Genomic DNA, 12,409 nt, shown 5'->3' on the forward strand with positions numbered 1-12,409 from the left:
ACTAATCTTCAGGATACCCAAATATATAATCTTTGTCTATAAACTTGCTACATGCTGCGTAAGATCAACCATTTTGTTGGAGAATCCTGCTTCATTATCATACCAAGAAATTATTTTGTAAAAACCTGAATTTAACTCGATACATGCTTCTGCATCGAAAATACTAGTTCTTGCATCTCCTACAAAATCTTGAGAAACAACACTATCATCGGTATAGCCTAAAACACCTTTTAGTTCTCCTTCAGAAGCTGCCTTAAAAGCTTTTTTGATTTCACCCAAAGAAGTATCTTTTTTAACTCTAACAGTTAAATCCACAACGGAAACATCTGCGGTTGGCACTCTAAATGCCATTCCAGTTAATTTTCCTGTTAGAGCCGGTATTACCTTGGTAACCGCAATTGCCGCACCAGTTGTTGATGGAATAATGTTTAACATCGCAGAGCGTCCCAAACGATAATTCTTTTTAGAAGGAGAATCTACAGTAAATTGTGTTGATGTGCTCGCATGAATAGTTGTCATTAACGCCTCTTCAATTCCGAAGTTGTCATCTAATACTTTTGCAACAGGGGCTAAACAGTTTGTTGTACAAGACGCATTCGAAACAATAGTATCCGAAGCTTTTACATCTTTATGATTAACACCATAAACAAACATTGGAGCATCCTTCGAAGGAGCAGAAATAACAACTTTTTCCGCACCACCATCAATATGATATTGTGCCGTCTCTAGAGTTGTGAAAATCCCCGTACATTCATTAACTATTTCTGCACCAACGGCATCCCATCCAATATTCTTAGGATCTCTTTCTGCGGTAATACGGACCGTTTTTCCATTTACTATCAAATTTCCATTTTCCACTTCGACAGTTCCATCGAACTTACCATGAACAGAATCATATTTTAGTAAGTAGGCAAGGTGCTCAACATCTAAAAGATCATTAATGGCAACTACGTCAACATCACCTCTTTTTACAGTTGTTCGGAATACCAATCTTCCTATTCTTCCAAATCCGTTAATTCCTATTTTTAAATTCGACATTTTCTTCTTTTTAAGTGTTATTAAATTATGTTGTCATTATATCAGATACTCGAATAAGCTCTTTATCTATCTTAGATTCTCCCTTTATAGCTTTGTTAATTGGAGTAAGTATTAAATCATTGTTTTGAATACCGACCATAAGGTTTGATTTTCCTTCTAAAAGAGTTTCTACCGCCTTAACTCCCATTCTACTTGCCAATACTCTATCAAAACAAGAAGGGGCGCCACCACGCTGTAAATGGCCTAATACAGAAACTCGAACATCGTAAATTGGTAAATGCTCTTCTACATATTCTTTAAGCTCAAATACGCTTTTACCTATTTTATCTCCTTCAGCAACTACTACAATACTTGAAGACTTACCCGATTTCTTACTTCGTTTTAAAGACTCTACAAGTCGTTCAAGTCCTAAATTTTCTTCTGGTATTAAAATTTCTTCAGCCCCTGCTCCCACTCCTACATTCAGAGCAATATGGCCTACATCGCGACCCATAACCTCAACAAAAAATAATCTATTGTGTGAACTCGCCGTATCTCTGATTTTATCTATTACTTCAACTACTGTATTACATGCCGTATCAAAACCTAAGGTATTTGAAGTGCCATAAATATCATTGTCAATAGTACCTGGGATTCCGATAACGGGGAAACCATACTCTTCATTAAAAATCATTGCACCGGTAAAACTACCATCTCCACCGATAACCACAAAGGCATCAATTCCTTCTGCTGTTAGCTGTTCGTAGGCCTTTTTTCTTCCCTCTGCGGTTCTGAATTCTTGACATCTGGCCGACTTCAAAATTGTACCGCCTTTATTAATTATGTTATTTACGCTACGTGCGTCCATAGGTTTAAAATCCCCTTCAATCATTCCTTGATATCCGCGGTAAATCCCAACACAATCAATTTTCAAAAAAGCGCATGTACGAACAACTGCTCGAATAGCAGCGTTCATACCAGGAGAATCACCTCCTGATGTAAAAACACCTATCTTTTTTATCTCTTTAGCCATGAAAAAATTTAAGCTCACGAAATTAGCAAACTTATTCGAATTTAGGAACTCTCAGAACCCTTTATTTATCGATCAAACGATTTCGTGTGCTCGAGAACACTATTGTTGTTTAAAATACAACTATTAGTTTAGGTTTTGTGCAAAAACTAACGTTTATCTTTAGTTTTTGTGTAGAATCGAATAAGGCTATCATTACCCATAACTGATATGGGTTCTGCTTTGGGCTTTGCAGGTTCTGTCTTAGGTTCTTCGTCTTTTTTAAAAATCTTTCGCCAAAGTTCTTTAAAACTATCGAAATCTACCTCATAAGAAAGTCCTACACCCTGTGTAGAACCATTATTTAAATTGTCTGCCAGGTAGTCTTGAATTTCACCTTGTCTACTAAAAAACTTTGCACTTAAAGTACCTTCTTCATTCAATAGGAGTTGTACCTCCACGTCCCCTGCCACAATGGTTTCAGTAGATCCGCCAACAGGAACACCTACTTTACCATTTATCAAAACTCGATCACTTAACTGAGTAGATACGGTAACTCCAAATCTATCATCTGCCGCTACATCTGAACTCACATTACGATAACCCTGTTCATAATCGATTCCCAGTTTAAATTTATCATCATTTGAACTTAACAATTGATTAAACATACTTGAGAATGATTGTGCTATATTACCAGTAATTGCCTGATTTGTAATACCGCTTTGCCTTCCTACAAAGGAGCCTTGCGCTAATAAAAAGATAGCATTTTCTTGTTCTACAGTAGGATCCTGCAATACGTACTCCAATTCAGATTGAATTATTGAATTTGTACCCGGAAACTCTATATCAAAACCAATATCAGGGCTTTCAAGTTCTCCAGTCAAACTAATTACAACATCCGTATCGATACCTCTGCTATAATTATCTGCGTCTAACAATGGTGCTGGGTTTGCGCTTAAAGAGTATACAGCTTCCATATTCAACTGGGCTGCAAGGGGATCTTGCGTCCAATTGATTGTACCCAATGGTTTAACCTTAAACGTTTTATCGATAATTCCACCAAACTTGTAATTATATTCTCCAGTTACAACAACAAATTCCCCAAACATATTAAACTTACCACGAGTATTAATTTCCATTAGAATAATTCCACCTCCAGTACCCTTTAAAGTACTACCTGTTTTAGTGTCGGTAACAATCGACACTTCTGCTTCGGGCGTAATATCTAAGTCGAACTCCATCTCCAATCCTTCTACATCATCCAATATTCTTTGTTCATCTATATTAAATCGATTCTTTTTATCAATGAAATTTATAAAAGAATAGTCTCCCAAAGAAGCTACATCACTCAACGGAATATTCAATGAAGTACCTCGAGCAGTCTCACCTTTAACTTTAATTGTCAAAGCTTTTGTTGGCCCATAAATTCTTCCGGAACCTTTTAAAAATCCCTTGCCATAGTAAAGTTCTTCTTCGTCATATTCTGTATTTAGAATTAACAGGCGATCACTATTTGCATCAACATTTAGATCTAGGGTCCAGTCTTTAAAATAAGAATGTTTAATTGTACCGTCAATAGTAGCCTTTGTATACTCATCAACATCAGTAAGAGCAACTTGATCAAAATCAAAAGTTTGATCTGTAAGTAGAACTCGAGAGTTAGGCGCGAAACTATAGTCTACATTTAAATAGGGTACAGCAATACCTGCATTGTTCATTGTGAGTAATCCATTAATTTCAGGGTTATCTATACTCCCATTGATTCGAACACTTCCATTTACATCGCCTCTTATATTATCAATGACCCCCTCTCCTAGAGGACTGAAAGGTTCCAAATCAAAATCACGAAAATTAGCCAATAGCTCGGCTTTTGGAATATCACCTTGGTTATCGATATTACCAAATACCCCTAATTTTTCTACACCCTTATCAGTAATTTGAGTGTTAACTACAAAATCGGTGAGATCTTTATTTCCAACAATTCCCATTGTTAAATCTCCAAGTCGGATATCGTTAATGGAGAAATTATCAACTGCTAAATTGGACGAAGGAAGATAAACGCCATCTTTTTGAAAGATATTGAGAGTTCCGTTAACCTCTCCGCCTAAATCTAAACTATCGATCACGGGTGCTATTTTATCTAGAGAAACAATTTTAAACTGCAATTGTAGGTTTTTGGAAGTAGAATCAGCCAAAGTACCTTTAAGGCGAATTTGTTCCTCCTCTTCATTATTCATTACAATTTCTTGAATCGAAATACTATCTAAGGTTCGGTTCAAGATCACTTTATTCTTAGAATCTCCGTCTTTATTCAAAACCCAAGTATTACCCTTAAAACTTACATCAGACGTCTTAAGACCTATCACAGATTTATTCTCTTTGTTGAACGTATGATAAAAATTGAGGTTATAACTATCATTATATTCGCTACCTCCCTTGAATTCAGATCTAAAAAATAAAGTATCTTTTAATGTCGTATTAATTAGATTGAAGTCTTTTACATCATAGTAAGGCGTAGAAAGATCACCAACCGCAACAAAGGTGTTGAAAAGAGGATTTTTGTTATCAATCTTAACTTCAATCTGATCAGCTTGGGTACCATAAGCAGAGATACTAGGCGATTTGAAATTAAGTTTAAAATCACCTTCATCAGCCACTATATTTCCTTTTATAAAAGTATTCGGATCAAACTTTACTTCAGGAAAAAAAACATCTACAATTTTATTATAAATCTTAAAATTGAATGCAAGTTCTTGTCCTGGGGAAATTTCAAAAGGGCGATAATTAGTATATACAGTACCTAAGGAGTTTTGCACCAGTCTTCCAAGTTCTTTGGTCTTAAATCTCCCTTTCAAGTAACCGGTGATTATATCTGTGGAATTGATTTCTATTGTACGAACCGAATCTTTTTCAAAGGTTGAAGAAACCTTAAAATCTTCAAAATAATAAGTATCATTTTTATTTTGAAAATTCGTTTTCGTGAAGCGTATATCTCCTGCGATATTGTCTAAGGAATTTCCAGTAATATCCATATTTACATTTCCTTTGAAAATGGAAATACTATCATTGATGAAATTTAATTTCTTAAGATCAGCATATTCAACATTTGCTATAAAATTGAAATTATTGCTGCCCGAACCAAATTCAGCCAACCCTTTGAAATTAAATCTTAAATTTTCATCATTGCTAACTAATGTTCCATCAAACAATTGATCTTTTACTATTCCAGAAACCTTGATGTTTTGGTAGGTATAACTGTTAAAATCAACAGAATATACTTGCCCTATTATTTCTGTGTTTAGATTTTCTTGTACAAACCCCCTCCCTTCAACATTGAAATCTAAAGTGGTCTTGCCTAAGTTTTCACTTTCTGCAAAGCTTCCGAGGTCGAAATCAATTAATGAGACAAAACCCTTGTACTCTGCATTATCTATGTTATTGATATTTGTGAGCTCTAAATCTGCATAGCTACTACCCACAGCAGTATTTACGTTTACTTTGGCGTCAATTGATGTTTCTGTAACCAAAGCATCCCCTCGAACGGTGAACTGTCCCAGTTTTTGAAAAGAAGTGGGTAATTTTCCTAAAATATTGGGTAAAAGTGAGCGAAGTTCATAATAACTCGTCGTTACGTTCTTCATTTTTGCATCCATTGCAAAAGGCTTATCCTTACTGAAAAGATTTTTGAAATTAAAGTCCCCTCGAATACCAGTATTATCGGATTGAACGAACATCTTTTCTGTGTTAAGGTTATTCAACACACCATTCACGCTTGAAGAGAAAACCACTTTTTTTCCCTTTCCAAATTGATTATAAAGTTTATTTACTTCATCAAAAGAAAGAGTTGACTCTTGAAAGTTTGCTACAATATTTACTTTGTCTAAAAAATCTATAAAATCTTTTCGTTCATAATTAAATACCAAATTGCCAATTAAATTTGATTCCGGAGTCTTGATTCCAAGAGAATCAAAACGCATTTGTTGTTTGGTATACTTAAAATCTGTTGTTAACTTATCAACCTGTAAGCCTCTATGGCTGTTAAAGGACATCGTATTTATTTTAGTAGTCACCTCAGGACCTAATATTTGAAAATTCTTTGCTGATATATTCAAATTTTTAAAATTTAACTGCTCTACAGTCTCACGATTCTCATCATACAATCGAAAAGTACTGTTTGCTATTTCAACGTCAGATGATGAAAAAAAGAAGGGTGGAGTGCCTGGCTTACGAGGCTGGCCGTCGTCTAACTTGTCTATAAAAATTTCTAAGTTGGTAGAAGTAGAATCTTTGTAAGTTTTCAGTTTAAAATCGAGATGATTTATATTAATATCGCCAAACTCTAATTTGCCTTTTGATAGATTTCTAAAATTTAAAATCGAGGTTGTGAGTTCATCGATGTAAAAAAGCGTGTCTTTTTCATAATCTTCAACATAAACGCCCTTCAAAGAAGTATCCCAAGAAATTAATGAAACTTTGAGTTTATCAATATTAATATTAGTCCCGAATTCCTCATTAATCGAATTGGTGGCAAATTGAGCAAATCGGGTTTGAACTGCAGGCAAGGAGAGAATAATAGTACCTAAAACACATATCAGTATAAGCACCAATACAATTCTTAGCAGTATTTTTCTGAGTTTTCTGATAGGACTTTTATGTTTTACCTTTGTGCTGTTGGTTATTCTTCAATTTTTATTCCAAACCACATGAAAAATAAAACTATTTATATTTTGGCTATAGAATCGTCTTGTGATGATACTTCGGCCGCGGTTTTATCTAATAAAAAAAAGTTGAGCAATGTGGTGGCAACTCAAAAAATACATGAGGAATATGGGGGTGTTGTACCCGAACTTGCCTCAAGGGCTCATCAGCAAAATATTGTTCCTGTTGTTCACCAAGCATTATCAAAAGCAAATATCGATAAAAAACAGTTATCAGCCATAGCTTTTACAAGAGGACCAGGACTTATGGGTTCATTATTGGTAGGCACTTCATTTGCGAAATCATTGGCTATGGGATTGAGCATTCCTTTAATTGAGGTCAACCATATGCAAGCTCATATTTTAGCACATTTTATAGAAGAAAATGAGATGAACCCTCCGCCTTTTCCTTTTTTGGCTTTGACCATTAGCGGTGGGCATACTCAAATTGTTCTTGTTGAAGATTTCTTTAAAATGGAAATCTTAGGTGAAACTCTAGACGATGCCGTTGGGGAGGCTTTTGATAAGAGTGCTAAAATTTTAGGGCTCCCCTATCCGGGTGGCCCCTTAGTAGACAAGTATGCGCAATTAGGAAATCCTAAGGCTTTTCCTTTTACCAAGCCCAGAGTTGACGGATTAAACTTCAGTTTTAGTGGACTCAAAACAGGAATTTTATATTTCATTCAAAGGGAAACAAAGAAGAATCCTGATTTCATCAAAGAAAACCTAAATGACATTTGTGCCTCCATTCAATATACTATAATCGAAATTTTAATGGATAAATTGAAAAAAGCTATAAAGCAAACTGGCGTCAAACACATTGCTATTGGTGGTGGTGTTTCAGCTAATTCAGGAATTCGAAAAGCACTTTTGGAAACAGAAAATATGTATCGATGGAAAACATATATTCCAAAGTTTGAATACTGTACAGATAATGCTGCTATGATTGGCATAGTCGGTTATCTTAAATACATATCATCAGATTTCAGCGAACAAGATGTGACTGCAAAAGCGCGCTATACTATCGGCGCTTGAAATTATTTTTAAAATCTTCTAACACAAATACAGTTCAAAATTTATGCAATTATTTTATAATCCAGATCTAGATCACAGCGCAGCTCAATTCACTCTTAGTCCCGAGGAGAGTAAGCATGTCATAAAAGTATTACGTAAAAAAGAAGGTGATCTTTTGCATATTACCAATGGAAAAGGATATCTATTTGAGACAAAAATAATGGTGGCTGATGCAAAAAAATGCATGGCTCAAATCGTCGAAACCAATAAAACACATCGAAAAATGTATTGGTTTCATTTGGTAGTAGCACCAACCAAAATGAACGATCGATTTGAATGGTTTCTTGAAAAGGCAACTGAAATAGGAGTTAACGAGATAACACCTATAATTTGCGAAAATTCAGAACGCAAAGTAGTTAAAAAAGAGCGTATGCTAAAGGTTTTACAGTCTGCAATGAAACAATCTTTGCAAACCTATCTTCCTAAACTGAACGATGCAATTACTTATCATGAATTCATCAATAAATCACAGGAAGGCCTTCTTTTCATTGCTCATTGTGAGGATGAAGAGAAACTAGATTTAAAAAGAAGGGTCGCTCCAGATAAAGATGTAACGGTATTAATTGGGCCAGAAGGAGACTTTTCTCAAAATGAAATAAAACAAGCTTACAACAAGGGTTTTTTACCGGTTTCTTTAGGCGAAAACCGTCTACGCACAGAAACAGCCGCAATCGTTGCTTGCGCCACGGTAAATATGATCAATAACGGATAAAAAACTCCGCATTACCATTTAAAGTAAAGCGGAGTTAAAAAAACTTTCTTTTTTAATCTTTATTTTATGAAACCATGTTTTGTGGCCCCGGTAATATCGTAAGCTTCAGTTTCAACCAAAACAATTAGGTTTAACTTTTCGGAATCCTTTACAATTTCTGGAATTGAAATTTTCATAGAACCATTTGAATCTTCAAGAGAAAATGACTTTTCCACAACTACAATATTACTATTTGTTAATGTTCGGTTCCTATTCTCACCTCTCTTAACTTGAGTCGTTCGCTCATCGAGAACCAATAGGGTTCTAATAATTTTGTTTTTAGAGTTTCCTTGAATGTCATATTTAAAAGAAATACTATTCTTGTCAACAGCAATATTCTCTAGACGAACTAAGTTCGCAGACTTCTTTTCTTTGTAGGTTTTGATTTTTTCATACATTTTTGAAGAACTTGAACCTACAAAATGCTCTTTTCCGTTAATTACTAACTGAGGCGTATAGTTGCTTCGATTACGGAATTTCAAATTATATTCCCTTTGTTTATCGGCATAGGTCGCTTTACTGAAAGGGTCTCGCCAACCAATGTAATTCCAATAATCAACGTGATACGATAAAGCAAAGACCTCATCTTCATATTCTTTTTTCACCTTTTGCAAGAGCAAATCTGCGGAAGGGCAGCTAGAACAACCTTGCGAAGTAAATAATTCTAGTACAACTACAGGATCGTAGGTTGCGTCTTCCTCTATTTCTCTCACCGAATCAATGCTTTCCTTATTAAACTCTCCCGTAAAAGCAGTTATTACTATGCTAACCAGTAGTATTAAAGTGATATAGATATTTTTCAACATGATATTGCTTAAATTTGAAATTATCTTATTTAAGACGATCCATGATGAAACACCTTACGCGCTTGGCGTTTACTTTTATCTTTTTAACTTTTTCTTGGGTCCACGGGCAAGAAATCGCAATTTTAAAATATAATGGAGGTGGGGATTGGTATGCCAATCCAACCGCAGTACCCAATTTGATAAGGTTTTGTAATCAAAACATAAATACAAAGATCAATGAAAAACCTGAAACCATTGAAGTAGGCAGCTCAAATATTTTTCAATATCCTTTTCTACATATGACAGGTCATGGCAATGTGGTTTTCTCTTCAGAAGAATCAGAGAATTTGAAAATGTATCTGCTATCAGGAGGTTTCCTGCATATTGACGATAACTACGGAATGGAGCCTTACTTGCGCAAAGAGTTAACCAAAGTCTTTCCCAATAAAGAATTAGAAGAAATTGGAGCAAATCATCCAATTTTCTCCCAGGAATACAAATTTCCTGAAGGATTACCCAAAATTCATGAACACGATGGTAAAAGACCACAAGCAATGGGTATATTTCATGAAAATCGTTTGGTATTATTATTTACTTTCGAATCAGATTTAGGAGATGGATGGGAGGATCCAGAAGTCCATAATGATCCAGAAGACGTTCGGAAAAGAGCCCTACAAATGGGCGCAAACATTGTTTCCTATATCTTTAAAAATTAATAGAAAAAACTTCAAATCACTTAAATGACCGCCAAAACCATATCACAAGGTATTTTAAGAGCATTAGCCGTAATCGTCGGAATACTCCTTCTTGGTTATTTTCTATATCAAATCAGCTCAGTACTTACTTATATTGCCATTGCAGCGGTAATATCACTGATCGGGAGACCTATCGTATTATTTCTTAGAAGACGACTTAAATTCAACAATACTATTGCAGTTATTGTAACCATGTTATTATTAATTGGAATTCTTGCTGGAGTTATTGCACTATTCATTCCTCTTTTAGTAAAGCAGGGGCAAAATCTTTCCCTTCTAAATATAGAGGCCCTGCAAGTAAATGTAGAAAATTTGTATCGTCAAATTACAGATTACTTCGACCTGAGCTCAACAGAGATCGAAGAAAGTATCAAAAACTCTAAACTCTTTGCCAATTTTGATTTCGGATTCATACCCAACTTTTTAAATTCTTTTGTAGGTATTTTAGGCAGCCTAAGCATCGGTTTGTTTTCGGTGCTATTTATTGCCTTTTTCTTTTTAAAGGATAGTAAACTATTTGAAGATGGACTTATGGTTTTCGTTCCTGACAATAAAGAAAGTCGTTTACAAAAATCAATTAATACAATTAAAGATTTGCTCTCTAGATATTTCGTAGGATTGGTATTTCAAATCTTGATTTTATTTGTAATATACTCCATCGTTCTGTTCATTTTCGGCATCGAAAATGCCATCGTAATTGCCTTCCTTTGTGCCCTGCTAAATTTGATTCCATATGTGGGTCCAATAATCGGTGGAGCGCTGATGCTAATTTTGTCAATGACGAGCAATCTAGGAGCTGATTTTAGCACTGTAATTTTGCCAAAAACCAGCTACGTGATGATCGGATTTGTAATTGGTCAATTGGTGGACAATTTCTTCTCTCAGCCTTATATTTTTTCAAATAGTGTAAAGTCACACCCGCTCGAAATATTCCTTGTTATAATTATTGGTGGTTTACTCTTTGGTGTTACAGGAATGATCATAGCTGTACCCGGATATACCGCAATAAAGGTAATTTTGAAGGAGTTTCTATCCGAAAATAAGATTGTAAAGTCTTTGACAAAAAATTTATAGTTTTACTTTGAATAAAAATATATTAAACATTGGTGTACAGAATTATATAAATAAAAATATAAGTACTGACATCATGTCAGTTTTACTTAAAAAACCTCTTTTCGAAGGTGTTACACCCCAAGAGCTAGCGCAACAAGTTGAAAGTAAGAAAAAGTGTGAAAAAAAATTACCAACTTGGTTTAACACTCCTCTAATATACTATCCAAAAAAGATTAATATTGAGCAAACTTCTTCTGAAATTGCAGCAGCTTATAAAAGCACAATTGTTAGTGGAAAAACCCTTTTAGATCTAACAGGTGGCTATGGTGTAGACAGTTATTTTTTTAGTCAAATAATAAATCATGTTGTTCATTGTGAAATTGACAAAAACCTTGCACAAATAGCCCTACATAATTTTCAAATTTTAGGCGCAAAAAATATTCAAAATTTCGCTCAAGATGGAATAGATTTCTTGAGAAATTCCAAACAACGTTTTGAATGGATTTTTATAGACCCTTCAAGGAGAAATGAAAATAAAGGAAAAGTCTTTAAACTCGCCGACTGTTTGCCAAATATTCCTGAGAATTTAGACCTTCTTTTTAGCAGGTCAGATCATATTTTAATTAAAACATCTCCCTTATTAGATATTTCGCTTGGAATTCAAGAACTCAGATTCGTAAAGGAGATTCATATTATAGCTATTGATAATGATGTAAAAGAAGTGCTTTGGGTTTTAGAGAGGGGGTTTGCTAACGAGATAGCCATCAAAACCATAAATTTTGCAAAATCGACAAAGCAAATTTTTGAGTTCACGCTATCGGAAGAAAAAAAGACAAACCCAGTATACGGGGCAGCAGGCACTTATTTATATGTACCAAATGCAGCAATATTAAAAGCAGGATCTTTCAAAGCCATCGGGAATAAATTTTTATTAAAAAAACTGCATCGCCACACCCATCTCTATACAAGTGAACAGCTAGTAGATTTCCCTGGTCGTCGTTTTCAAATTGAAAAAGTGCTCCCTTTCAACAAAAAAAACATGAAAGAACTCAAAGTAGAAAAGGCAAATATTGCCACCAGAAACTTTCCAGAAAACGTTGCATCAATTCGGAAGAAACATAAAATTAAAGAAGGGGGTACATCATTTCTTTTTTTTCTAAAGAATTTTGAGGATAAACATATATGTATCATCTGCGCTAAAACCTAAAAGGAAATGGCTCTTTTTTTGATAAAACTCCAACGTTATAGCAAGTGCTTTTTTAGCCAAA

General features: G+C 34.7%; 9 protein-coding genes. 5 read left to right on the forward strand and 4 right to left on the reverse strand.

Annotated elements, in window-relative coordinates:
- Window positions 1–36: 36 nt before the first annotated feature.
- The 3 genes from gap to ACKWCD_RS05260 form a co-directional block, all read right to left on the reverse strand.
- Window positions 37–1,038 (reverse strand): type I glyceraldehyde-3-phosphate dehydrogenase, encoded by a 1,002-nt coding sequence (gap, locus tag ACKWCD_RS05250; RefSeq protein WP_413982879.1) that lies wholly within the window; start codon window positions 1,036–1,038, stop codon window positions 37–39.
- A gap of 25 nt (window positions 1,039–1,063) precedes the next feature.
- Window positions 1,064–2,050 carry a 6-phosphofructokinase gene (gene pfkA / locus ACKWCD_RS05255; protein WP_413982880.1) on the reverse strand — a complete coding sequence of 329 codons (987 nt, stop codon included), beginning with the start codon at window positions 2,048–2,050 and terminating at the stop codon, window positions 1,064–1,066.
- Window positions 2,051–2,196: 146 nt separating this feature from the next.
- Window positions 2,197–6,630: a translocation/assembly module TamB domain-containing protein gene (locus ACKWCD_RS05260; protein ID WP_413982881.1), complete on the reverse strand. Its 4,434-nt coding sequence runs from the start codon at window positions 6,628–6,630 to the stop codon at window positions 2,197–2,199.
- A gap of 99 nt (window positions 6,631–6,729) precedes the next feature.
- On the opposite strand from ACKWCD_RS05260, the gene tsaD reads away from it, so the two are divergent.
- Window positions 6,730–7,758 carry a tRNA (adenosine(37)-N6)-threonylcarbamoyltransferase complex transferase subunit TsaD gene (gene tsaD, locus ACKWCD_RS05265; protein WP_413982882.1) on the forward strand — a complete coding sequence of 343 codons (1,029 nt, stop codon included), beginning with the start codon at window positions 6,730–6,732 and terminating at the stop codon, window positions 7,756–7,758.
- Between the two features lie 43 nt (window positions 7,759–7,801).
- Window positions 7,802–8,509 (forward strand): 16S rRNA (uracil(1498)-N(3))-methyltransferase, encoded by a 708-nt coding sequence (locus ACKWCD_RS05270; protein ID WP_413982883.1) that lies wholly within the window; start codon window positions 7,802–7,804, stop codon window positions 8,507–8,509.
- A gap of 59 nt (window positions 8,510–8,568) precedes the next feature.
- On the opposite strand, the gene ACKWCD_RS05275 is transcribed toward ACKWCD_RS05270, so the two are convergent.
- Complete coding sequence (locus ACKWCD_RS05275) at window positions 8,569–9,354, reverse strand: DUF1223 domain-containing protein (RefSeq protein WP_413982884.1); 786 nt, start codon at window positions 9,352–9,354, stop codon at window positions 8,569–8,571.
- Window positions 9,355–9,398: 44 nt separating this feature from the next.
- Here ACKWCD_RS05275 and ACKWCD_RS05280 point away from each other — a divergent pair, with 44 nt between their 5' ends.
- From ACKWCD_RS05280 to ACKWCD_RS05290, 3 genes are read left to right on the forward strand one after another with little or no spacing between them, the layout of a single operon-like run.
- Window positions 9,399–10,049 carry a DUF4159 domain-containing protein gene (locus ACKWCD_RS05280; protein WP_413983011.1) on the forward strand — a complete coding sequence of 217 codons (651 nt, stop codon included), beginning with the start codon at window positions 9,399–9,401 and terminating at the stop codon, window positions 10,047–10,049.
- A gap of 24 nt (window positions 10,050–10,073) precedes the next feature.
- Window positions 10,074–11,162, forward strand: a complete 1,089-nt coding sequence (locus ACKWCD_RS05285; protein WP_413982885.1) for an AI-2E family transporter — start codon at window positions 10,074–10,076, stop codon at window positions 11,160–11,162.
- A gap of 7 nt (window positions 11,163–11,169) precedes the next feature.
- Window positions 11,170–12,348: a THUMP-like domain-containing protein gene (locus tag ACKWCD_RS05290; RefSeq protein WP_413982886.1), complete on the forward strand. Its 1,179-nt coding sequence runs from the start codon at window positions 11,170–11,172 to the stop codon at window positions 12,346–12,348.
- The last annotated feature ends 61 nt before the right edge of the window (window positions 12,349–12,409 follow it).

The organism is Maribacter taeanensis (assembly GCF_047345145.1).
Classification (GTDB): domain Bacteria; phylum Bacteroidota; class Bacteroidia; order Flavobacteriales; family Flavobacteriaceae; genus Maribacter_C.